This is a genomic window from Paenibacillus hemerocallicola (assembly GCF_006265175.1).
In the GTDB taxonomy this organism is placed as follows: Bacteria; Bacillota; Bacilli; order Paenibacillales; family NBRC-103111; genus Paenibacillus_AB; species Paenibacillus_AB hemerocallicola.
In genome coordinates, this window is the sequence record NZ_VDCQ01000022.1 from 1 (window position 1) to 24,884 (window position 24,884).

A 24,884-nucleotide genomic window follows, 5' to 3' on the forward strand; every position below is an offset into this window, starting at 1 on the left:
AAAAGTAATCGGAATACGTCGCGAAGCTTCACGTCACTTTTGGGGGTGTTCTCGGGGGCTCCCCCCAGAAGTATCCGGACTAAGCTGCGGAGCTCCTGTTTGTCGAGAAAGCCAAAGAGAGCATTGAAATACAGAAGGGAGGCGGGGAAATGTGCGGAAAGCGGAGCGGCTGACTTTAAAATCGAGTTGTACCCGCTTAAATTCGAAAAAGATAACTCGATTTTAACGGAACAGGAGCATATTCCCCGCTTCCCTGTCCTCGCCGCTTCCTCTCTTTGCAAGCTTTCTCAACTCTCCCTTCACTTTTGGGGGTTCTTCTCGGGGGGTCCCCGAAAAGTAATCGGAATACGTCGCGAAGCTTCACGTCACTTTTTGGGGAAAAGTTAGGGAACCCTTTGCGTCAAGGGCTCGTCCAATACATCGAGGTGAACGAAAAGTGGGTTTGGAATATTTGAGCACGCTGTCCGACAGCACGGACAAAAACGTCATTCTATCGGACTTGATGGAGCGTTACGGCAACGATGTGTGGAATTACGCGTTTTTCCTGACGAGCCGTTTCGATCAGGCGGACGACATTTTCCAGGACGTCTTCATCAAGGTATATCGCAGCATGTTTTCTTTCCGCGGGGAATCGAGCGTCAAAACATGGCTGCTCGCGATTACGCGCAACGTCGCCAAGGACCACCGCAAGTCGGCATGGGCCCGCCGGGTGCTCCTGATGGCGACGATCCGCCGGTCGGAAACGGCTTCCTCGACGGAAAAGGAAGTGCTCAGCCGAATGGTGAACGGCGACATCTGGAAAGCCGTCATGGATTTGCCCGAGAAGCTTCGGGAAGCGCTGCTCCTATACGCCCACCATCAGTTGACCGTTCCCGAAATCGCCTCCATGCTGAACATTTCGCAGGGTACCGTCAAATCGCGGCTCCACCGGGCGAGAGCGAAGGTGCCCGCCATTTTGAAGGAACAATTGATCGATTAGCGATGTCTGACAGCGAGGAGGCGAACCGATTGAAATCGAGACGAACGGATTGGGAAAAAGAACTCCGGCAGTTCCCTTTGAATCCGAAGGGCGTGCCGGCCAAACTAAAGCAAAGCGTGGAGGAACGAATCGCGATGGGTGCGACACCGAAACGATATACGGGCGGAGCTTGGGCCGCCGCCGTTGCCCTGCTGCTCGCCGCAGCCGTACTGGTTGCCGAGCGGGAACCGATACTCAGCCTGTTCAAGCAGGATAAGGACGAGCTTCCGTTCGATGTCACGACGGAACGGTCCGTCAAGGTGCATTGGATCGACGGCATGTCGTTCATGAGCCGCTACGGAGAAGCGTTCATTATCCAGCATCCGAATATGGACGTGGAGACGGTCAACTCGCCGCCCTATGATCCGCAGAAAGACCGGGTAGCCCAGTACGAGGAAATGATCGAGCGGGACAAGCCCGACGTCGTCTACTTGACGATGGACATTTACCGGGAGTTGGCCGATAAAGGCAAGCTGCTGCCGCTCCAAACTTTGATCGACAAGGACAAGTACAGCTTGGCGGGCTTCCGCGAAGGTGTATTGGAAACGCTCCGGAGCGTTGGCGGAGGCAAGCTGTACGGACTGGCTCCCGAATTCCGCACCGAGGCGCTTTATTACAACAAATCGCTGTTCGATAAATACGGGATCCCGTATCCTGTCGACAAAATGAGCTGGGAAGACATATTCAGGCTGGCGCAGCGTTTTCCGGCCGACGGGGAAGGCGACGACCGCGTATACGGGTTGGTTACTAATTCGGCTTCGCCCTACGGAACGGCCGAGGCCGCCGGATGGACGATGGGACTCAGTATGATTAGCGCCGACGGCGGCAAAATGACCGCCGATACGGCGGCTTGGCGAAACATATGGCAATTCGTCGCCGACGGGGTCAAGAAAGGCTGGCTGTACGAGATGAAGCCGCGTACGGGCAGCATATCCGGCATCGACTATTACAAGCGGACCCCGTTTCTGACAGGCAACGCGGCCATGATGACAGCCAGCGCGAGTATCGCAACCGACTTGATCGAAGCGAAGAAACGATACAATTTGGCCGATTTCGCATGGGATATCGTCACGGAGCCGGTCGATCCGGCCAAGCCGGACATTTCGTCCTCCTATACGTTCGACGGCGTTTATGCCATTCCCGCGCAATCGGCCAATTCGCGGGACGCCTGGGAAATCGTCAAGCTGATTCATAACGAAGCGATGGCGAAAAAACTTTCTCTCCAATACGCAGGCGCCGTCGGCATAAGCACGCGCAAAAGCGTCTCGCTTCCGTCGAACGGCCGCCGGATGGAAGCTTTCAGCATACTGAAGCCCGATCCCGCGTTCTCGGGACGGACGGACAGATATACTCTGCTGCCCCGGGAGGCGTACAACGCGCTGTCGGCCGCCGTCACCGAAGAACTCAAAGCAACGGCCGCGGGAACGAAAAATCTCGACGCCGCCGTAAGCGCCATTCAACAACGCGGGCAGCAAGCGATCGAGAACGCGAAAGCGGCGGTGAAACCGTGACCGGATGGAGGATGAAATCAGATGAAGCTGGATAGCATAGCGGACTCCCGGCTCGCCCGGACGGCGCTTACCGTCTTGCTGACAATCCCGGTACTGCTTGCCGCTTGCAGCCAGAAGTCCGGAGACGATCAGGCCAAAGGAACGCTCCGCGTAGCGTATAGCAACGAGCAGTCTTTCCAATACCAATACGGCGATTACTTCGCCGTCAAGTTTCCCGATGTCGAGGTCCAAATTGTTCCGACCGAAGGGCTGTACGGCCCCGGGAAAAATTATGCCGAAGAGTTCGAGAAGCTGATCCGCGAACAGAAGCCCGACCTGCTGATTACTTATTCCGGCGACTACGATAAATGGGCGGCGAAAGGGCTGCTGCTCGATTTGGAGCCGTTCGTGCGGAAATCCAAATTCGATCTGGACAGCTTCACCCCCGCCGCGATCGCCCAGCTGAAGGCGAACGGGGAAGGCAAGCTGTTCGGGCTCGCCCCGGAATTGACCAGCTACGCGCTGTACTACAACAAAGACTTGTTCGATCAATACGGCGTACCGTACCCGACCAACAAAATGTCGTGGAACGATACGATGCAGCTCGCCCGCAGGTTTCCGGTCGACCCGGATCCCGCTAAGCGCATATACGGCATTCACGAGAAATATTCCACGCCGTTCGACTTCGTCAACGATATCGCCGGCACCGAGAACGCCGCATACATGAGCCCCGACGGCAAGAAAATGACGCTGGACTCGGACGTGTGGAAGAAGGCGTTCCGCCAAGTGCTGGACGGCTTCCGGAGCGGGAACCTGTACTATTATTACAAGGACGGCAAGCGGGTCAATTACGGTCCGGAAGAGACGAAGCAGATGGACCTGTTCAGCTCGGGCAAAGCCGCGATGATGATCAGCGGCACGGAGCAAATGTTCCGCATGAAGCAATGGGGGGAGGGCAGCCTGAACTGGGACATCGTCACGGTCCCCGTCGATCCGGCGAATCCGGACTTCACCCGCTACTTCAATGTGAATCCGATCTATGCCATATCGGCCAATGCGCAGCATGCGGAAACCGCCTGGAAGGTCGTGCAATATTTCAACGGCGAGGAAGCCGCCAAGGTGAGTCAGAAGACGTCGGACGTATTGTCGACCCGTACGGCCTTCGCGAAAACGAAGGACGGCCGCAATCTGGAACCGTTCTACATGCTCAAGCGGCGCACGCCGGAGCCGGTGGATTACACCCCGCCCGCAACGTTCTACGCCAAGTTCCACACTCCGTTCGAAGCGCTCGTTATCCGGGCTATGGACGACGCGGTCAAAGGCCGCCTCACCGACGAAGAAGCCGTCAGGGTCATTCAGGCGGAAGGCCAGGCGCTGCTCGACCAGGCTTGGACGGAAGAAGCCGCCCGGAGCAAATAACGGCGGCAAGCTCCGCCTGACTGCGCCTCACAATCTATTAGCCGCCTCCGCGATTTCGCAAGAGGCGGCTTGCTTTGCTTTATCGACACCGGAATAAATAAACGGAAAAGCCTTGGCGGTCCAAGGCCCTTTTCCGCGTTCGCATTACTCCTGAGCGCCGACTGCGATGCCGTCCAGCTCGCTGGCGGGCGCACCGTTCTTGATACGCAAGCGCCCCTCGCTGTCCACCCATAAACAATAAGCTCCCAGCTTCAGCATCCCGGCGTTCCACGCACCGTCCACCTTGAAGCTGTCGCCGGCGGCCAGCTCCAGCAAATCCGTCCCGCCCCGCCTAAGCTCCACGTCGCTGACCGTGCCGTTGCCGAGTCGCAGCCGCGAGACGCCCGACGAGATTTGCAGCATAATGCGCGACGCCTGATCTCCCGTAAGCGATGCCTCGAACGGCCTCGCGTCCCCATAGCCGCTGTCGATTACCGCCTCGAACGCTTTCGGCGCCGAAGCGGCCCCTTTCGGCATACTGACCCGCATCTCGGATTGCAGGTCGAAGCGGAAAAACCTCCCTTTATCGGCAATCGGGGTCGTATTGGCGCCTGTCAAGTAAACGCCGGACAGCAGCTGGCTTTGCCCGCTCCCGCCGTTGCCCATCACGATTACGCCGCGCTGCCGCGCCGCATCGCCGGATATAGGGCAGTTGACGAAACGGATCTTGCTCGGACCTTTGCCGCCTCCATTGCCGATCAGAATGCCGATGGCGTCCGGACTGTCCCACATTCTGATGTTCGAGCCATAGAAATTGATATTTTGGCATCGCCCGATTTCCACCATACGCACGTTGCTTTCCACTACAACGTTAGGATAAGTCGTGCCCGGCGTCGTTCCGCCCAAGTAGTGAATATGTCCTCCGTGCACGTTGACGTGCGTGGCGAAGGTCGAGCCGCGGTTGCAGTCGATGCGGATGTAGCATTTATTGCCGCAATCCCGCAGCACCGGGCCGAAAAAATTGAACTGGTTCGTCCGGTCGCCGGTCTGCTGGACGCTGTCGACGATTTCCAAGAGCGCTTCGTCCTGATAGATCCGCTTCCAAAACCGGTTGCCGGCCGTGCCGTTGTTCGTATGATACGTCAACGGGTCCCGGTTCGTATGCGCGATCAGGCATTCGTAATCCTCGGCCGGTACTAGCGCCCAATGATCGGGGCTGGATACGGGATCGTTGCCCGAGTTGCCTGCGGCCATGCTCGCGTAGTTGCGGCCGTCGCCGGCCAGTACTTTGTCGCTTACGCTATACACGGTAGTCGGCGCATAGGGGGCCGGCTGCCGCCGAGCCCGATTGCCGACCGCATAAGCGGAAGCGCCCGACCAGTCTGCCGGAGTAGGAAACGCCTCCCGGCTTTGGCAGTTGATCGCTTTGAACCCCCACGAATTCGATTCGCGGATACGGTCGTAGCGGGCGGCATAACCGTAGCTGTTCTCCACGCGCACGTTGCGGTGCTCGATATGATCCAGGTGGTAACAGTCGAGACCGCGGCACAAAAAGGCGCAATCGAGCCACAATCCGTCGATATGGCAAGGCCAGTGGTAGTAATCCGTACCGCCCTCCCGCTGGATGCCGACCAGGAAATCGCCCGTGAAAGGAGCTTTGGCGAGCAGCTTTCCTTGACCGCTTATCGTAACGAAGCCTTTGTTTACGACTACCGTCCTGCTTACCGCATAGACGCCCTCGGGAACGAGCAGTACATCCCCTTTGCCGAGCCGCGCTATGGCCGAATCGAACGCCGGCCAATCGTCGGTCGCACCGTCCCCGGCAGCCCCGAACCAGCTTACGGAAATCGCGCCGCCGAACTGTCGGACCCAGCAGCCTCCGCCTGACGCCGGAAACCGCAAGCCGCAAAGCGCGGCAGTGGCGTGATCCGGTACGGCTGCGGAGTCATGGACGAAAATGCCGCCGCGCTGCGGATCGGCCCATACGACGCAGTGCTCGCCGCTGCCGAGCGCCAGAAGCTCCTCCAGCGTTTGTACGCATACTGCGGCATCGCCGCCGCTCATGAGACTCGCGACGCTTCCCCCTCCAGGAGAAGCGACCGCGACGCTCGTCACCCCCAAAGCCGTCGCCGCACCCAGCGAAGCGAGCAGCTTTCTTCTGCTCATCGTTTTGCCCCGTTCCGCCTCTTCCTCTTTATGCACAGTCATCCGATTAGCCTCCTCTGCTTGGGGTATCGTCTATGGTTCCACCTGTTAGCCGCCGTCCTCTATCGTCATTTCGTCGTCTGCACGAGCTGATTGATCTTTTCTTCCGCTTCGCGAAGAGCCGTATTCAAATCTTTGCCCAGCACATACTCCTTGAAGCTCTGGTTCGCGATCGCCTGAGCTTGGGAATGATGCTTCTCCCGCACCGGCGCGGCAATGGAACGGCTCTTGAAAATGCTGCCCAGCCGCTTGCCTTTCAGAAACCCGACATCCGCTCCGAACTGCTGCTGCAGGGCAGCGTCCTTAAGAGGCGATACCCGTGCCGTCTTCCTCACGCTGAGCAGCTGCACTTCGGGCGAGGTGAGCACGTCGGCGACTAGCAGCGAAGCGGCGCGGTTTTTGCCCGTTCCCGTGACGACGATCGTATGGGAATCCACGTCGTTGCCGACATTCGGTTTGCCCGGAATGGCCGGATATTGGGCGACATCCCAGTTAAGACCGTTGTTCCCGGCCTCCTGCAGCTTCCATAAGATGTTGACGGTCCCGTACATGGCCAGCGTCTTGTCCTTCGTAAAGGTCGCTTCCCCCTTGCTCGACGCCGGATCCTTCGGTTCGTTGCCCGGTATCGTGTACACCCTCTTGACGATATCGAACAAGGTTCTGAATTCGGCGCTGTTCACGGTCGCCTTCAATGTCTTGTAGTCGACGTAAGCAAGCGCAAATTGGCGGGCTACGCGGCTGACCGATTCCGGGTCGAGCCCGCGGTACTGGATGCCGCCGTCTCCGCGTGTCAGCTTCTTCCCGAGGTCGATTGCATCGTCCCAGGTCATGCCGTCCTGCGGATAGCCGATCCCGAATCGGTCGAACAAATCTTTGTTGTAGTACAGAGCGTTGAAGTTCCGCGCATACGGAAGCGCATACAATTCGCCTTTGCCGGATACCGCCCGGATTACGTCGAGATACACCGGGTCGAAGCGGCTCAGATCGATGCCCTGCTCCTTGACCAGCGGATCGAGATTGGCGGTCAGGCCGAGATCTTTGTATTGCGACAATACGCTGTCCGGAGCCAGGATGAGGTCCGGCACGTTGCCCGCCGCGACCAGCTCTTCGACTTTGCCGGACATTCGTTCGAACGAAATGTGCGGATATTTTTTGGTGACGGGCTCGTTCAGCAGCAGCTGGAAGTCTTCGTCGCTAATCGGCTGAACCTGCAAAATTTTCAAGGTCACCGGTTGCGCCGGCTTGTTGGCTTCGGCCGAAGGTACAACGCTTTCCCTTCCAGTCGAGCACCCGCCAAGCATAGCGGCGGCAGCGGATAAACATACGGCTTGACGCCATCTCTTTTTCATTCGATTTCCCCCTCTTCTTTTGGGCAACGGAAAGTCCGCGGCGGCCATCAGCGCTTTCATGCCGCATTTCGGTTGAACGCTGACCGTCTGCCTGCTTTCGCATATTGTTAACTAAGTTAACTGTTTAACGAAATTATATCGTTAACTCAAAGTTAAAGCAACCCTTATTTATTGCTTTTCGCTTGAACATGTATCCGGACGTTTACGCCGATGACGGCGAGGTGGCGGGTATCGCTGCAGCAATTCGGCGGGCGTTTCGCTTTTTTACGGCAAGCTTACGTTCCAATGGGAGAAGTTTCATTTTGCATGCGCGGTTTGTCAGTAGTTCCCGATCGTCCCGCCGCTAGCGGAAGAAAATTTCCCGTTGGAGCGAAAATTGCGGTATTGCAGCGCCGCTCCGCTTGACGAACGCAAATCGAACAGGCTGCCGACGGATACGCAGTCGTCGACCCACATCTTATTGTCGGTCGCGAGTTCGCGGTAATCGCCGGACGGATCCGCAAACTTCGTATCGAATACCCGTCCGACGAGGGTTCGAGCCGCGCGGTATGTACGGGCGCTCCCGGCCTCCAGCGTCCATTGCAGTTGGTCGAACGTGCCGAGCACCACCGTTTTTCCCGGCACGGCCAGCAGGCTGACGCTTCTCGGGATCGTCGTGCCATTGAAGGCATGGGTGCGCGGATAAACCCCCTCATCGATATGCACGATGTCCGCATCCGGCATGGCCAGCGCTTTCCAGACCGATTTGAACGCCGTCGCCGGAGTCAGACCGTCATTGAGATTATTTCCCGCGCTCAAGCTGACGTAATACGTTCCGCCCGCTCCGGTGAACTTATAGTCGGCGACGTCAAAGCCCGTTCGGATCGCCCCTTGCGTATCGCGGAATACGGTTAAGGGGACATCCGTCCAGCGGAAGCCGTCCGGCGGTCCGATCGCTGCGGTGCAAGCGGGGTTTGCTCCGCAATCTGCTGCGGTGTCGCAGTCGTGGCCGCCGTACACGTCCCCCCGTGACTGCCCCCGCGAACAATGTTGTTGTCGCATTCAGTCCCGCGGCCAGCGCAACAGCGCCCCCGGCAGCCGCTCCCAGAAAAGCACGTCTTGACCACGCGTTAGCGTACTCTCCTTCGCGCGGCGCCCTCTTTCCCTTCTCCGTTCTTACCTTCATGACACACCTCTCCTCCTCAACTCCCCTCAGGAAAGCGGTTGCATAATGAAACAGCCTTACAACTAATGATCGCCGTTCACATCGCTCGCTTCTCGCGGACACTCCGTGGCCGTCTGCTCCCATGTGCCGCCGCTTCCCTGATCGGTTTACCTCTCCGATGTGCCGCCCTTACTGGACGGTAGACGCACCATCCGGCCGATTGGTGAACCGAAGCGTTACTACGGAAGATCACCTTAACGGACACCTCTGGTCCCTGTGTCGGCTGCATATGTTTCCGCAATAAAGAGGCGAACGGGCAAAAGAATGAACCAAATTTTACTATTGATGAACTTAGGTTCAGTAACAGCAACATTTGGTTCACTACTTTCGTTCCTCAGCTCAAAAAGACCAAATTGGCGACGAAATGAAGTTCACTGTTAACGTAATTTGGTTCATTCTTGCCGTTCGTATCCGCCCGCTCTTCCCTTATGATGGCATGGTTCGTCTCGCACTGTTCGTCTCGCCCTGTTCGCGCCATTCGACGAATCGGGGAGCGGTCTGCTGTCGGCTGTCAGCGGGCCTCAGCAGCCCCGCGTCTTCTTTTCTTCAGCCGCTCGTACAAGCAAGCGAGGAAATTTCCCCGGGACACGTATTCCGCATCGTCCCGAATCCCCGTTTGCCCTGACACCTCCCAGGCACGCTCCGTCGCGGCTAGCCATACCCTCGCCAATGCGGGCGGCAGGAACGGATGAGCGGCCCAATAATCCGGCGGCATGACTTCGGATTTGGGCAGACGGGGCCCCATATCAATCCCGGCCTTGAGCAAAGTCGGCGAAGCGGGAAGGACGGGCAGTCCGGCTCCACCGTCCAAGCGGCGGATGAGAGCGATCCAAGCCGACGCTTCCTTGACGGTTACCGGTTCTTCCAGCGATGCCGCGTAGTCGTCAAACAGCCCTTTCGTCCCGAAGTATTCGGCCGCCACCTGCGCCATATCGCCGCCCTCGCGCCCGAAAGCCGATGCGTCCCGGAAATAGGTGATGCGCTGCCCGATTGCGAGCAGCTCGTCTTGCAGACGGTCCACCGACAGCTCCCGGACTCCGCAGCCGAGCTCCAAACTAAGCGCCACGGCGGTTCCGGCGGCAAAACCGAGCTGCATCCATACGGGCTCCATCCGGATCGTACCGAGTCCCATGTGGGTAGCCGATACGGCAGTCGGCACGAGCAGTCTTTCGACCCGCTTCGGGACCATGCAGCCGTACGGAATTTGATAAATGGCCGTCAGCCACGGCAACGCGAGAAAGCCTTCCAGCGCGATATTTCTTCCTTCCGGCTCGCGTTTTCTTGTTGCATGCGAATCGATCGGGTAGTCGCCTATCGCTATGCTGTCCGCATGAACGGGCGCTCTGCCCGAGCCCGGCGCGATGCGCGCATCGTTTTCCGTAAACATGTACTCCCCTTCGATCCTCCGGGCTTCCCGCACATAGAGCTGCGGCGGAAAATGGCCGGATTCGGCAAATTCGTCGGCGGCATGTCCCCATCGCCCAGCGTCGAGCCGGAAGCTCTCGGGCAGCTCCTCGTCGTTCTGCAAAAACCAGAGCAAGCCTTCGACGTAGCTGCGGTGTCTCTCGACGACTTTCTCCCGGGAACGCGGGTCCGCCTCGATATAGTCGAAATTTTCCTCCGGCAGGTCGCTGGAGCACATGCAGTAATGATGATTGTTGGAATCGGTCTTGCCGTTCGGAATCGGCAGCATGTTCAGCACGTCGCGTATACCGCCGATGCGTCCTTCGCGCACGTCCGCCGGCAGACTCGCATACCGTTCGCGATCATACGGATCGGGCTTGCGGAATTCGATCCGGTTGTCCGCGCGATCGGTCAGGCAAAGACGGTAATTGTAAGCCTGTATCCGGTCGTCCCCTTCTCCCGTGCTGCCGGGAAACACTTCCTTCGAAGGGTGGAAATCCATGTACAGCTTGCCCGCATACTCTTCACCCCACTCGTCCCGCGATTCCCGTCCAAGCTTATAGGGCGCCCCTGCCATGGCGGCGAGATCGCCTTCGTAAGTCGCATCGATAAAAAGCTCCGCCGCGAACCGGCTCCCGCTTCGGCCGCCCGGACCGGCGACGTTTATCGCCCGCAGTTCGCTCCGCTCCGTCTCGACCTCCGTCAACTCGGTCCCCCTCATAAGCGTTATCCGTTCCTCGCGCCGAAGCAGTCCTTGGAGAACGTCCATCGCCACTCCGGGCTCGAACCACAGCCCTCCGTTGCACTCTTTCACTTGGACGGAATCCGCTCCATAGGCGAGCGTATAGTGCTGCAGCACGCCTTCGGCGAATTCGCGGAAAATGCCTCCGGACGACTCGAGGGAACGGATGTCGGTTCGCCCGAGACCGCTCGTCATCATGCCGCCGACATGCGCGGAAGGCTCCAGCAGCAGCGTACGCTTGCCCCGGCGCGAAGAAGCGATCGCCGCCGCGATGCCCGCCGGCGTCGCTCCGTATACGATAAGATCGAATGATTGATTAGTGATGGCCATAGTCATGATGCCTCCTTGCGGCTTATGCCGCTATGAGTAAGATAGGGATTCTGCTCGACTTGCAGTAGTTGTTGCCGCATTCCGATTCATTAGCCGGAATGGAATGATTGTCTTCTTCTTCATTCGCGATGATTCACGTTCGACACTCGTTAACAGCCTCCCCCTATCGGCCCCCTCTTCCGGCTGGATGGAGTGGTCGCCTCTCATGGTTAACGTTTAGTTAACGAATCGCGTTAACTTGATTCTACCTCGGTAACTTTCGGATTTCAACCTTTTTTTCTATGACGGCAATAATTCGACTACAGAAACGTGCATGCATCGCATGATCGTGAAGGCTTCCGCTTTTGCCGGCGCTCGCAAGACCGCGAATCCATAAAATAGCGGAACTGGCGTATGTTATGGACCCGAATTCCGGTGTCGACAGCAAAATAACGGAAAACCGTTCCTCTATAGCGATGCTGACTACCCAGTTTTACCCCTAAAGATCGAAATAAAGGAACTCTACGCCGCTAAATTCGGCAAAATATCGAAACTCGGGACAATAAAGGAATCCAGTGCCGCTAAATACAGGCAACGTGCTGCCCACGCTCCCCATAAGAGGCCCCCGGCTTGCATGCGGATCAGATAGTCTCAGTTTTTCTCTGCAGCACACCTCACGGTCCCCGCGGATGGGATGAAAAGCACCTTCAGTTGCGGCTTGTCCCCGGCACTCCTCCCCGTTATCGGCAACGACGAAAAAGCCCGCCCCGGACGGGACGGACTTCGTCTAAGATTGTGTATATCGTTCGTTGCCTATTTGGAGATGTCAACCTGTGCCGGAGGCGCGCAGGAGGCCCTCTCCGCCAGACTCGCGGAGATCAGCACCTGTCTAGCCGGCTGACCCGGATTGTCGATCAGATCGAGCAGCATTTTGGCCGACAGCGTGCCGAGCGATTCCATATCCTGCTTTACGACCGTTACCGGCGGGTTTTCCAAAGGGAAAAACGCCGTATCGTCAAACACGATCAACGACAGCTCTTCCGGCACGCTTTTCCCGATATTGCGGGAGTGGCGCAGCGTCATATGGCCGAGCAGCGAGTTGGTCGCGAAAACGGCCGTTGCGCCCATTTGTTCGAGCTGCTTCCAGCCGCTCTCCTCGGGATCGTACGAGTTCGTTACTCGTACGACGGCTTCTTCTCCCGCGGCAATGCCGGCGGCTCGGAGCGCCGAGAAAAAACCGTTCAGGCGATCCGTCTCCCACGTTAACGGCCGGCGGCCGACGACGACGGCCAGCTTGCGGTGACCGAGGCCGAGCAAATGCTCGGTTGCCATCACACCGCCGTCATAATTGTCCGAGGAGACGGAATGGAGCGCGTGGTCCCGGTCCGCGAGCCGCCGGTTCCCGACGAATACCATCGGGAAGTCCCGTTCGACCAGTCTGTCGAACCCGTACAGCTTCGGCGTGCTGGAGATGACGATGATGCCTTCCACGCCGGATTCCATCACTTTGCCGTACAAATCGTCCGTGTCCGTATCTTCGCCCGATGCGTGCATTCCGATCACAACCACATGCGCATGGTTGCGGGCCCCTTCGCCGCATATCCCCATCAGCGTGTCGCGAAAAAAACCTTGAGCGAACGATTGGTTCCCTCCGACGTACAGCACCCCGATCGAAATGCCCGCTTTTCTCCTCGGCTCCGCAACATCCGATTTGGCCGAGGAAGGCCGCTGCATATAGCCGAGTTGTTGAGCGATCGTCCTGATTTTGGCCTTCGTTTCTTCGGAAATGCGCGGATGGTCGGCAAGCGCCAGCGAAACCGTCGCTTTGGAGACACCTGCAAGTTTTGCGATGTCGTTCATCGATGTCATATCGTTTTCCCCTGTCCGCAACGTTTCCCCTTATTGTAAACAATGCAAGTTAATATTTCAATATTCATAGTTACCGTTAACTTGCCGAGTTCTCCGCGTGCTGCCGTCGTCTTAACCATTCATCGGGAAGACAGCCGCTCGACAAGCGTCAGCGGTATTTTCACTTCCCCGCCCGCAACCGGCGGCGAAAACGGCCGTTCGCCCTTGGCTTCGAGCTTCGCTTGTTCGCCCAGATGAGTCAGCATCCAGCGAAACGACATGTCGGCCTGATGCTCGTACGGAACGTTGAACGACGTAATGCCCGGGTACGAATGCCCCGCCACAAATTCGTTGTTGATGCCGACAACCTTGAACCGCCCCGGAACGTCGTACCCGCCCTCGATGAGCCGATTTTGGCAAACGAACGCCTTCCAGTCGTCGAAGCACATAACCCCGGCGGGCGTTGCATCTTCGCTGCGCTCGGCAAGCCATTCCGCCAAATCGTCGGCGGCGATATCCTCGACGTCGATCATATCGGCCGGATGTTTGCCGCCCGTGAGCCGCAGACCTTCCCGAAAGCCATGAATACGCTGCTCGTTCGTTGCGAAAGCCCGCTTATTGCCATAGTAAAAAAAAGAACGGCAGCCCTGCTCATGCAGGTGAACGACCGCATCGACGCACGCCTGATAAACATTCAGGTTGACCGTCCCGATCGCCAGGTGCTTCAGCTCGTTCCAGCAGTTGAAAAAGAGGATCGGCGTCCCGTCATTCACGACTTTGCGGGCGGAATCGCCGGACATCGCCAAGCCGTGGCAAAAAAGTCCGTCCACGCGACGTTCAAGCAACTTCTCGAGCAACCGCCGCTCGACCTTGGAATCCATGTCCGTAGAAAAAACGGACAAATGATAGCCGTACTTGTGAGCCGTCCGCTCCATCTGCTGGGCGAACAAGCCGTAATAGCCGACGAATCCCGGCAGCAGCAGTCCGACCTCATACGTCTTGCGGCGGCTTAAGGACGCGGCCATGACGTTCCGGCGGTATCCCAGCTTCGCCGCGGCTTCCTCGACCTTGCGGATCGTCTTCTCGCTCAACGGCACGTCGCGGCGATTAAGCACATTCGATACGGTCGCCGTAGACACGCCCGCCTCTTTGGCCACATCGAACACGGTAGCCTGCCGATACTCCGCCATCGATGCTTCCTCCCTATCCGTTTAAACGTTTAAATTGAGTATAATGATCAAAGTGAAAGACTGTCAATCTGCGTGCCCGCTCCGTCGCACGTTCACTTGGCATCGGTTTACGCACTTGAAAAGCTTTTCTCGAAACGTAATCGACGATGTACCATCGGAGCTTAAAAGGTTCTTTGATTTGTAACGAACATTTCACTTTATCGCTTTAGCGAAGATAGGCTTTCTGTAGCTTTAAGCCAAACGTCTATCGGCGTATTTGAAGGATGACCGACCGCGATTCAGCGGTTGTTTTCCTTGGTAAAGAAAGACTTGATTCGCTCTTACCTCTTTAGCGAAGCAAAACTTTCTTATCGTTAAGAAGAGCTTCTGATCGAAGCCTTCTCGATGAAGGACATCCGAGTTATATAAGGCCGGGGAATCACTCCGACGAACTGTAAAACATGTAGTTATTCCGGTGAAGATTTGTCTCACTTCTGTAATTAACTGGAGAATATACAGTTATTCTTGATCGTTTACGCCCATTTTACGGTCTGGTAGCGATTTACCTGCATATTTTCCAGTTCATTCAGTAAATATGGCAAATTAGCTACATATAACTGTATCATTTACAGTTAACATGTAGGGACTGGCTTCCGTTGACATCATTCGGTCGCTCTCCCTCTAGCGGATTTAAAAAGGAGAATGCCGCGGCATTCTCCTTTCCGATAATCCAGCTATGCTGAAACCCGGCTTACATGCCGAGCCATTTTTTGAACAAATGCTTCGTCGTCTCGGCGTTGATCGCCGCAATCGACGTCGTGAGCGGGATGCCTTTCGGGCAAGAGCGTACGCAGTTCTGCGAGTTGCCGCAGCCCTCGATTCCGCCATCCTCCATCAGCGCTTCCAGCCGCTCGTGCTTGTTCATTTCGCCCGTAGGGTGGGTGTTGAACAGGCGGGCTTGGGAAATCGGAGCGGGACCGATAAAGCTCGAACGGTCGTTGACGTTCGGGCAAGCTTCCAGGCAGACGCCGCACGTCATGCACTTGGACAGCTCGTACGCCCACTGACGCTTCGATTCCGCCAACCGGGGTCCCGGGCCGAGGTCGTAAGTACCGTCGATCGGAATCCATGCTTTGACCCGCTTGAGCGAATCGAACATCCGCTCGCGGTTGATAACCAGGTCGCGCACGATCGGGAACGTGGACATCGGGGCGACGCGTACCGGCTGCTCCAGCTGGTCGACCAGCGCCGAGCAAGCTTGGCGCGGCTTGCCGTTGATAACCATCGAACACGCGCCGCACACTTCCTCCAGACAATTCGACTCCCAGCATACCGGCGTCGTTTTGTCGCCCTTGGACGTTTGCGGGTTGCGCTGGATTTCCATGAGCGCGCTGATGACGTTCATATTCGGGCGGTAAGGAATTTCGAATTCTTCCGTGTACGGCTGCGAATCCGGGCCGTCCTGACGGGTGACTACCAACTTGATTTTTTTCGTCTCAGCCATGATCAGTGACCTCCCGTCTTCTTGTTCGCCGTGTAATCGCGCTTACGCGGCTCGATCAGCGAAACGTCGATATCTTCGTACGAAATTTGCGGACCGTCCGGCGTCCATTTGGCCAGCGTCGACTTCATATACTTATCGTCGTTGCGGTCCGGGGATTCCGGCTTGTAGTGCGCGCCGCGGCTCTCGTCACGCAATAGGGCGCCGACGGTCATCGCTTCGGCCAGCTCCAGCATGTTCCACAGCTGACGGGTGAAGGCGACGCCTTGGTTGTTCCAGCGCGCGGTATCGGTCATGTTGATTTTTTGGTAACGGGACTTCAATTCTTTAATTTTGTTGATCGTTTCCTGCAGCTTGCTGTTGTAGCGTACGACCGTCATGTTGTTGGTCATCCACTCGCCAAGCTCCTTATGCAGCACATAAGCGTTCTCGGTGCCGTCGAGCTTCAGCAGTCTTTCGTAATTGTCTGTATTTTTCTTCGTCTCGCGGTCGAATACGGAACTCGAAACGTCTTCGGAAGATTTGTTGAGACCTTTAATGTATTCAATCGCTTTCGGCCCGGCCACCATGCCGCCGTAGATAGCCGACAGGAGCGAGTTGGCGCCGAGACGGTTGGCGCCGTGGTATTGGTATTCGCATTCGCCCGCCGCGAACAAGCCGGGAATATTCGTCATCTGGTTGTAGTCTACCCACATGCCGCCCATCGAATAGTGAACGGCCGGGAAAATTTTCATCGGAATTTTACGCGGGTCGTCGCCCATGAATTTCTCGTAAATTTCGATGATGCCGCCAAGCTTGACATCCAATTCCTTCGGATCCTTGTGCGACAAGTCGAGATACACCATGTTCTCGCCGTTGATGCCGAGCTTCTCGTCTACGCACACGCTGAAAATTTCCCGCGTCGCGATATCGCGCGGCACGAGGTTGCCGTAGGCCGGATATTTTTCTTCAAGGAAGTACCATGGCTTGCCGTCTTTGTAAGTCCAGATCCGTCCGCCTTCGCCCCGTGCCGATTCGGACATGAGACGCAGCTTGTCGTCGCCCGGGATTGCCGTCGGGTGGATTTGGATGAATTCGCCGTTCGCATACGTAACGCCCTGTTGGTACACCGCGCTGGCAGCCGTACCCGTATTGATGACCGAGTTTGTCGTTTTGCCGAAGATGATCCCGGGACCGCCGGTAGCGAGAATGACGGCATCCGCGCGGAACGTCTGGATTTCCATGCTTCGCAAGTTTTGCGAGCTCACGCCGCGGCAAACGCCGTCGTCATCGATGGCGACGGACATGAATTCCCAATGCTCGTACTTCGTGACAAGCCCTGCGGTTTCCCAACGCCGCACTTGCTCGTCGAGCGCATACAGCAGCTGCTGGCCGGTCGTTGCGCCCGCGAATGCGGTGCGGTGGTATTGCGTGCCGCCGAACCGGCGGAAATCGAGCAGTCCTTCCGGCGTACGACTGAACATAACGCCCATCCGGTCCATCAAATGGATGATGCCCGGCGCCGCTTCGCACATCGCTTTGACGGGAGGCTGGTTGGCCAGGAAGTCTCCGCCGTAAACCGTATCGTCGAAGTGCTCCCAAGGGGAGTCGCCTTCGCCTTTCGTATTGACCGCTCCGTTAATGCCGCCTTGGGCGCATACGGAGTGGGAACGTTTAACCGGTACCAATGAGAAAAGGTCGACGTGAACCCCGGCTTCGGCCGCTTTCACGGTAGCCATAAGCCCGGCAAGTCCGCCGCCTACGACTATAATTTTGGATTTTGCCATTGCAGTTCACTCCCCCTTAATGTTTGCCCGCCATATCCAGTACGGAAGTATCCTGGAACGACGCGTCGGTGAAGGCTACCATCGTCAGGATGAACATGATGGACATGATCACGAATACGCCCATCCAGACAAAGCTCGATACGCGCTGCGCGCGCGGTCCGATCGTGATGCCCCAGCTGACCAGGAACGACCACATGCCGTTCGTAAAGTGGAAAGTCGCGGCCAGAACGCCGATCAAGTACAGCGTGAAGTAGGTCGGTGTGGTGAAAATTTCGTGCATGACGACGCCCAGACCATCGTGAGTCTCGTTGCCGATCGCCACCTGGAACCTGGTTTGGAAGAAGTGCCATGCGATGAAGATTAGCGTGACGACGCCCGTTACCCGCTGCAGCGTAAACATCAGGTTGCGGAAATACCCGTAACGGTTCACGTTGTTGCGCGATTGGAAAGCGACGAACAAGCCGTAAATGCCGTGATACAAAATAGGCAGCCAGATACCGAACACTTCCAGAAAAATAACGAGCGGCAAGCTGTTCAGCCATCGTACCGAATCGATGAACGCCTGATGTCCTCCGTTGAACGCTTCATAGTTCGTAATCAAGTGTTCGACCAGAAAAAAGCCGACGGGTATTACACCGAGCAAGGAGTGAAGCTTTCGGTAGTAATAGGAATTACCGGTCATGGAAACGAGTTCCCCCCTAGAGAAATATGACAACGTGTGCAAAACAAACCATCTCTCATTGTACTCCCGAGTTTGACAAGCGTCAACAAAATGTCGTATACAGTCGAAATATCGACAGTATCGCACATCGTCGATATTTCGACGTTATCGGCATCATGCGTATACTTGCCTATTTTGCCAAGGAAGGACATGTTTAAACCCAGGATTGTGAACAATGTTTGACAGCTTTCATGTTACTCCCAAAGGTCTTATAATGGAAGTGCCGATTTATTATAATCGGTTATGCAATAAAGGTATAAGAGCACATTGGCGCCTATAAGAGATCCTTATGGACGATCCCGGTTGTCAGCCGTATATTTGGATGGTACCACATCAAGCATCGCCCTATTAATTAACCAAATTCGTTATTGCTGAACCTCATTGCGCTATCCTATTTAATGAAGGAGCTGAATCGCATGCTGCCGAATTTGGAAGCATTCGCCTCCGTCGTCGAACACGGAAGCTTGAACCGGGCCGCCCAGACGCTCAATATTTCGCAGCCCGCGCTTTCGCGGAAAATCGCCCAGCTCGAGGAGCAGCTCGGCATTTTGCTGTTCGATCGCAAAGGGAAAAAGCTGGAGCTGACCAGACTCGGTCAAATCTGCTACGAGTATGCGATCGAGCTGTCCGAGATGGAGCGCAAGCTTCTGCTGCGCATCGCCGAATACCGCTCGTCCTACAAGAGCATTACGATCGGCGCGAGCCTGACCACGCTGCAATCGACGCTTCCCGACCTGATCGCCTTGTATACCCGCGATTTTCCGGAGACGGATATTAAGGCCATAACCGGGAAGACGCACGAAATCGTCAGCCTCGTCAAAGAAAAAAAAGTCGATCTCGGGCTTGTCGCCTCGAAAATCGACAGTCCCGAGCTCACCTGCGTCCCGTTGTTCGACGATCATCTCTGTCTCGTGCTGCCCGCATACCATAAGTGGGCGGACAAGCCGGCGATCGAGATCACCGAGCTGCAAGAGCTGCCGATGATCTTGTTCTCGAAAGGAACGTGGTACCGCATCCTGATGGACGAGCTGTTCCACCGGTACACGGTGTATCCGGACGTGAAGATGGAAATCGATTCGTTCGAGGCGATTCTCCGTCTCGTCTCTACCTGCAACGTAGCGACGCTGCTGCCGAAATCATACTTGCGCCAGATGATGCTGGACAACAACGGACTCGTGCTGCGCAACATTCCGGAGCTGCAAGAAACGACGAGAACGACGTCCCTTCTATTCGGTCACGAATCGACGCTCAACGCTTCGACGCGCCAATGGATTCGCAAAGCGAAGGAGCATTATGCGCGCGACGGCAACGCCCTCCTGTAAGCGATCCTCGCGCTACTCCTCCAAGCCCAGCCTCCTCGCCGCATAGGCGGTCGAGCTGGCCTGCACGACAATCGTAAGCAGGATGGCCATAAAGGTGACCGCGGCGATAACGTCGGCATGGGCGATACCCGCTCCCGCGATCATCCCGGACAGCGCGGCGGGGATGACTCCCGTTTCCCGCACCCAGCACATGAACAGCAGCTCATTCCGCTCCCACTTCGCTCTGCGGTCCGGCAGAGCGCACGCGTACACCGTTGCGGGACGCGCGATCGCCATGAATACGACGATGACGGCGAGCCCCGGCAGCAAATAATGTTTCACGACGCCGAAGTCGACTTGGCTTCCCAATAAGATGAATATAAGCATCCGCATGATGACCGTAATGTTATCGGAGAAATGCGCCATTTCATGCAGCTTGTCCTCCATCCTCAAGCCGAATGCCCCGGAATTGCCCCATAACAGCCCTGCCGTAAACGTAGCCATAAAGCCGCTCACCCCAAGCTGCTCCCCGAGCAAATAAGCGCCCAATGCCGTAACGACCATCGCGATCGTCGTATAATCCCGCAGAAAACCGACCCGCAAATGGGCAACCAAATACGTCATCAGAAACCCGGCGACCAAGCCGAGCAAAATGCCCCCTGCGGCCGATTTGACGAAATCGGCGACGGCTCCGGCAAGCGTCACCTTCTCCGTGCCGAGAATAACCGCCATGATCGAGAAGGTCAAGATGGATCCGGTGGCGTCGTTAAAAGCCGATTCGCTTTCCACCGTTTCCCGCACCTTCTCGCGAATGCGCACTTGACGGAACACCGGTATGATCGTCGCCGGGTCCGTGGAGCTTATCACCGCTCCGAGCAGCATGGCATGCAACCACGGCAAGCCGAGCACGTAGTGGGACGCCGCCGCCACTATGCAAGCGGTAATCAATACGCCCGGCACGCTCAGGAGCGTCAGCGTCACCCACACCTTCCTCAGCCCGGACAAGCGGATATTCCGGCCGCCGTCGAACAGGATGAGTGCGGAGCCTATGGTCAAAATGAACTGGTTCGTAAACGAGCTGCTCGTTTCCGTGACCAGATGAAGTCCTTGTCCGACTACAATGCCGGCCACGAGGAAAAGCGCCACGTCGGGCACCTTGAGGACGGAGGCCAGCTTCCCCGACACCATGCCCACTGCGAATAGGAAGACTAGCAGAAAAATGACGTGATGGATGATCAGATCCGTTCCGTTGTCCAAGCTCGCCGCCTCCCGTGCCTGCTATTATGAGCCGACCAGCTCATCCTCGAACGATTCGATCTGCTTGTTCGTCCCGATGATGACCATGACGTCGCGTTCGTTGATCACGTCCGTAGCGGCAGGGGCGATAATAACGCCGCTTTTTTTATTGATTGCCACGACGCTGCAGCCGTATTTCGCCCTCGGGTCCAGCTCCTTGAGCGTTACCCCGTTCAACTTGCCCGGTACGGAAAGCTCTACGATCGTATACTCCTTGGACAGCTCGATATAATCCAGCAAATTCGGGTTTACGAGCTGATGAGCGACCCGTATCCCCATATCCCGTTCCGGATAAATGACCCTGTCCACGCCCAGACGTTCCAATACTTTGCCGTGCAGCTCTGTCAACGCTTTCGCCACTACCATTCTCACGCCGAGATCTTTCAGCAAAATTGCCGTCATGATGCTGGCCTGTATGTCGTCCCCGATGGCCACGATGGCGCAATCGAAGTTGCGTATGCCGATGGAGCGGAGCGTTTCCTCCTCGGTCGAATCCGCGACGATCGCATGCGTCAGGACGTCGGCCATCTCGTCCACGGTTTCCTCGTCCCGATCGATCCCGAGCACCTCCAAGCCCTGGCTGACCAACTCCTTGGCCAGGCTGGAGCCGAACCTTCCCAAGCCGATTACGGCGAATTGCTTCATTTTCATATTGAACTTCTCCTATCCGATAATGATTTTGCCTTCCGGATGTCGGTACAGCTCTTTTTCCGGTTTCGGCTGCAAAGCGTAGGCCAGCGTGATCGGCCCGAGACGGCCCGCGAACATCGTCAGCATGATCATGATTTTGCCGAAGACGGTCAAATCCGGGGTCAGTCCCATCGAGAGCCCCACCGTACCGAAAGCGGACGTCACTTCGAACAAAATCATCAAAAATTGATGGTCCTCCGTCGTAGACAGCACCATCGCTACGACAATGACGAGAAAGATGGCGAACAACGTCAGCGTAATCGCTTTATAAATACGGTCTTTGGCCAGACGGTGATGAAACAGCACGATGTCTTCCTTTCCTCGGATCATAGCTACCATCGCGCCGATAAGCGTAGTAAACGTCGTTGTTTTGATCCCGCCTCCCGTGGAGCCCGGAGACGCGCCGATGAACATTAAAATAATGATGAAAAATTGCGTCGCTTGGCGAAGACCCGCGATATCCACCGTGTTGGCGCCGGCCGTACGCGGCGTCACCGATTGAAAGAAAGCCGCGAGCACTTTCCCGGTTCCGTTCAGCGAGCCCAGCGTTCGAGGATTCGTATATTCGAATAGAAAGATGACGATCGCTCCCAGAACGATCAGAAACGAAGTCATGCTTAGAACGACCTTCGAATGCAGAGACAGCTTCCGCTTCGTTTTATAATCCATAACGTCGGACATGACGATAAACCCGATCCCGCCCAATATAATAAGCGCCATCGCCACTACATTGATCAAAACATCGTCCGCATAGGGCATCAGGCTGCGGAATTCGCCGGATAAATCGAAGCCGGCATTGTTGAACATCGAGACGGCATGGAACAATCCTTTGTAGACCGCCACTCCGACGGGGTAGTCGAACGACCAGCGTATCGCGAACAGCAGCGCGGCGACCAGCTCGATCGTCAGCGAGTACACGAGCACTTTCCGAATAAGCCGGACGATCCCTTCCATCGAGCCCTGATTCAACGCCTCCTGCAAAATGAGCCGCTCCCGCAATGAAATCCGTTTGCGCAGGACGAGCGCGATCAGCGTGGACATCGTCATGAAACCGAGACCGCCTATTTGGATCAGCGCCATAATGACCACTTGCCCGAAAACGGTAAAATAAGTTCCCGTATCGACGACGACCAAGCCGGTTACGCAGGTCGCGGAAGTCGCCGTAAATAGCGCGTCGATAATCGGAAGACCTTCCCCGTTCGAGGTCGAGACGGGCATCGAGAGCAGAAGGCCGCCCAGCAAAATAATTGCGGCGAATCCGATTACGAGAATTTGCGGCGGCGTAAGCCGCTCGAGTACGGGTTTGCCTTTCAACGAAATCACCTCATTATGATGGAAACCCGGCCGCACCGTTGTCTTTTTTTGGCAACAAAAAAAGACACTGGAATCCCAATGCCGCAAACGGTGTGGTTTCCTGACTGGAGCCTACGAGGTTAGCTGACGGATTCGGGTTGTTAGGCACCCTATTCGCCTTTCCGCCGGAACGGATTGACGAAATTCACCCCTGAAATACATGGTTCCCCCGTTTTCGTAAAGAAATTCGGCTCGGTATGGTTGATATTGGCTAACGAAGTGATTATAATCCTGCCGGGCGAAGATCACAAAGCCGCAATTTCATGAAAAACGAGTTGAAAACACGGCTTGAGGCTAATTAGACGGCTAGCCGAGCACTTTTCGTTGTCCTTACCTTCGTTGCTTCCGTTTAAGAGCTGTTACGCAAATAGCGCATGTAAATGCTGACGGCATCCGAAGTGGCATTTCGAAAAAAAGTGTGATACGGTTAGAAAAAAAGGGAGGGCTTGCATGCCGCGTCCGCAAACATCATGGCTCGGGACTCTCGCTATTCTCGGAATTGTTCTATTTATCGTTACGAATTGGTGGCCAACCTTTACGGGAAAAGAAAATAAAAACGCGATGTTGGAGACGCGCCCGTCGATATCGAAGCAGGAGGCCGCAGACGCCGCGGCAACGTATGTGGAGCAATTGGGGGGCGGTGCGGCAACCAGCCGGTTCGTCGTCTACCAATCCAATAAGCTGCTTAGCGGATACGTGCAGAAGGAGCATATGACGGCGGACTACAAGTCCCGCTTCCTCGAGCGCGTTCCGATCGACTTCTATCGGGTCGAGCTGAAGACGGACCGAAACGCGGACTATATGGTGGATGTCCATATGACGAACGGCTCGGTTATCGGCTGGCAAATGCGCAGCAAAGCCGAAGCGCCGTCCGCAAGAGACGGACGGCGAATGGCGGAAGCGTATTTGCGGCAAGCCGGCAAACCGCTGGACGACTACCAGATGCTCCTCCCGAACTCCTCCTCGCCCTACCAATTCGCCTTCGAGCACCGTACCGCCAAGATCGGCGAAGCGAAGCTGCGGGAAATCGTCGAAATTCGCGGAGGACAAATCAGCGCATTCCGCACGGAGCTGCGCGTGCCCGACAGCCATTACGCCTGGGTTGCCAAGCAGGACCGCGCCGCCTCGGAGATGACGCAATGGAATATGATCCTGTCCGTTCTGATGGGCATAGCCGCCATCGTGCTGGCCATTGTCCACCGCAAGCAGATCGCATTCCTCCGCGGTATTTGGCTGACGATTACGTTCCTGGTGCTGTATTGGATCAACAATGCGAATATGCTGCCGGCATTCAAGACGCTTGACGGAACGGGGACCGATCCGTTTCTGACGAGCGACGGCGCGCTCGTCATGATTACGGTCATGAACGTCGTCGTGGCCTTCCTCGGCATTATCGGCTATTTTTCATTGGCTTCCGGACAACCGATGTGGCGCGAGCGCGGACTGCACTTATGGCCCAGATGGCGGGAGCCGGAGTTTGGCCGGGATACGCTGGATAGTATGAAACGGGGGTATTTGCTTGCCTTCCTCATACTCGGCCTCCAGTCGCTGTTGTTCTTTATCGCCGAGCAACGATTCGATATGTGGGCGGTCAACGACCCGTCCGGATCGATGTACAACCTGCTCAGGCCGGAGCTGTTTCCGTTGATGGCGTGGACCGCGGCCATATCCGAAGAAGCGATATACCGATTTTTCGGTATCGCCATTTTCAAAAAGCTGCTTCGCAGTACGTTTCTGGCCGTTCTCGTGCCGAGCATGATATGGGCGTTCAGCCATACCCAGTATCCGATCTATCCCGTATACACCCGATTCGTGGAAGTGACGCTTCTCGGCATCGTCTTCGGATACGCGTTCCTGAAATTCGGCTTCGCGACCGTCTTATTCGCTCACGCCACGATGGACACTCTGCTCATGAGCTTCTCGCTCATGAATCTGGGAGAGGCCCGATATGTCGGGCTCGGATTATTTTATATCGCGATGCCGGCACTCGTGGCATGGATCATTTGGCGTCTGCATCACGCCATCGTCGGACGGAGGAGCATCCGCGTCAACTGATTGTTCGTGGCAATCGAATCCGATATGAAAAGCCCGAAGGCTCAATTGCGCCTTCGGGCTTTTTT

General features: G+C 56.4%; 17 protein-coding genes and 1 riboswitch. Of the genes, 5 read left to right on the forward strand and 12 right to left on the reverse strand.

Going from position 1 to position 24,884, the window contains the following annotated elements:
• The first annotated feature begins 436 nt into the window (after positions 1-436).
• Genes FE784_RS16740 through FE784_RS16750 form a run of 3 tightly spaced genes read left to right on the forward strand, consistent with a single transcriptional unit; the run spans position 437 to position 3,927 of the window.
• On the forward strand, positions 437-979 hold the full coding sequence (locus FE784_RS16740; protein WP_246132066.1) for an RNA polymerase sigma factor: 543 nt from the start codon (positions 437-439) through the stop codon (positions 977-979).
• 29 nt (positions 980-1,008) lie between these two features.
• A complete protein-coding gene (locus FE784_RS16745) occupies positions 1,009-2,529 on the forward strand; it encodes an ABC transporter substrate-binding protein (RefSeq protein WP_176706285.1) in 1,521 nt (506 codons plus the stop codon).
• A 21-nt stretch (positions 2,530-2,550) separates the two neighbouring features.
• Entirely contained in the window at positions 2,551-3,927 is a 1,377-nt protein-coding gene (locus FE784_RS16750) for an ABC transporter substrate-binding protein (RefSeq protein ID WP_139603376.1), read from the forward strand.
• 144 nt (positions 3,928-4,071) lie between these two features.
• Here FE784_RS16750 and FE784_RS16755 read toward each other — a convergent pair whose 3' ends face one another.
• From FE784_RS16755 to FE784_RS16795, 9 genes are all read right to left on the reverse strand, one after another.
• Positions 4,072-6,114, reverse strand: coding sequence for a glycosyl hydrolase family 28-related protein (locus tag FE784_RS16755; RefSeq protein WP_139603377.1), 2,043 nt, complete (start codon positions 6,112-6,114; stop codon positions 4,072-4,074).
• A 65-nt stretch (positions 6,115-6,179) separates the two neighbouring features.
• Positions 6,180-7,460, reverse strand: coding sequence for an ABC transporter substrate-binding protein (locus FE784_RS16760; RefSeq protein WP_176706286.1), 1,281 nt, complete (start codon positions 7,458-7,460; stop codon positions 6,180-6,182).
• Positions 7,461-7,778: 318 nt separating this feature from the next.
• Positions 7,779-8,501, reverse strand: coding sequence for a hypothetical protein (locus tag FE784_RS16765; RefSeq protein ID WP_139603379.1), 723 nt, complete (start codon positions 8,499-8,501; stop codon positions 7,779-7,781).
• Positions 8,502-9,175: 674 nt separating this feature from the next.
• Positions 9,176-11,140 carry an FAD-dependent oxidoreductase gene (locus FE784_RS16770; RefSeq protein ID WP_176706287.1) on the reverse strand — a complete coding sequence of 655 codons (1,965 nt, stop codon included), beginning with the start codon at positions 11,138-11,140 and terminating at the stop codon, positions 9,176-9,178.
• A 792-nt stretch (positions 11,141-11,932) separates the two neighbouring features.
• Positions 11,933-12,988 (reverse strand): LacI family DNA-binding transcriptional regulator, encoded by a 1,056-nt coding sequence (locus FE784_RS16775; protein WP_139603381.1) that lies wholly within the window; start codon positions 12,986-12,988, stop codon positions 11,933-11,935.
• Positions 12,989-13,107: 119 nt separating this feature from the next.
• Complete coding sequence (locus tag FE784_RS16780) at positions 13,108-14,157, reverse strand: LacI family DNA-binding transcriptional regulator (protein WP_139603382.1); 1,050 nt, start codon at positions 14,155-14,157, stop codon at positions 13,108-13,110.
• Between the two features lie 730 nt (positions 14,158-14,887).
• Positions 14,888-15,640 carry a succinate dehydrogenase iron-sulfur subunit gene (gene sdhB, locus FE784_RS16785; protein ID WP_139603383.1) on the reverse strand — a complete coding sequence of 251 codons (753 nt, stop codon included), beginning with the start codon at positions 15,638-15,640 and terminating at the stop codon, positions 14,888-14,890.
• 2 nt (positions 15,641-15,642) lie between these two features.
• A complete protein-coding gene (gene sdhA / locus FE784_RS16790; protein ID WP_139603384.1) occupies positions 15,643-17,403 on the reverse strand; it encodes a succinate dehydrogenase flavoprotein subunit in 1,761 nt (586 codons plus the stop codon).
• Positions 17,404-17,419: 16 nt separating this feature from the next.
• Complete coding sequence (locus FE784_RS16795; protein WP_139603385.1) at positions 17,420-18,085, reverse strand: succinate dehydrogenase cytochrome b558 subunit; 666 nt, start codon at positions 18,083-18,085, stop codon at positions 17,420-17,422.
• 455 nt (positions 18,086-18,540) lie between these two features.
• On the opposite strand from FE784_RS16795, the gene FE784_RS16800 reads away from it, so the two are divergent.
• Positions 18,541-19,446, forward strand: coding sequence for a LysR family transcriptional regulator (locus FE784_RS16800; RefSeq protein ID WP_176706288.1), 906 nt, complete (start codon positions 18,541-18,543; stop codon positions 19,444-19,446).
• A gap of 12 nt (positions 19,447-19,458) precedes the next feature.
• Here the strand turns inward: FE784_RS16800 and FE784_RS16805 are convergent, their stop codons facing one another.
• The 3 genes from FE784_RS16805 to FE784_RS16815 are packed head-to-tail and all read right to left on the reverse strand — an operon-like array spanning position 19,459 to position 22,725.
• Entirely contained in the window at positions 19,459-20,682 is a 1,224-nt protein-coding gene (locus tag FE784_RS16805) for a cation:proton antiporter (RefSeq protein WP_139603386.1), read from the reverse strand.
• Positions 20,683-20,706: 24 nt separating this feature from the next.
• Positions 20,707-21,372 carry a potassium channel family protein gene (locus tag FE784_RS16810; protein WP_139603387.1) on the reverse strand — a complete coding sequence of 222 codons (666 nt, stop codon included), beginning with the start codon at positions 21,370-21,372 and terminating at the stop codon, positions 20,707-20,709.
• Positions 21,373-21,384: 12 nt separating this feature from the next.
• A complete protein-coding gene (locus FE784_RS16815) occupies positions 21,385-22,725 on the reverse strand; it encodes a TrkH family potassium uptake protein (protein WP_246132067.1) in 1,341 nt (446 codons plus the stop codon).
• Between the two features lie 93 nt (positions 22,726-22,818).
• Positions 22,819-22,967: riboswitch (cyclic di-AMP (ydaO/yuaA leader) on the reverse strand.
• Positions 22,968-23,214: 247 nt separating this feature from the next.
• Between FE784_RS16815 and FE784_RS16820 the strand changes: the two genes are divergently transcribed.
• Entirely contained in the window at positions 23,215-24,819 is a 1,605-nt protein-coding gene (locus FE784_RS16820; RefSeq protein WP_139603388.1) for a CPBP family intramembrane glutamic endopeptidase, read from the forward strand.
• Positions 24,820-24,884: the final 65 nt, after the last annotated feature.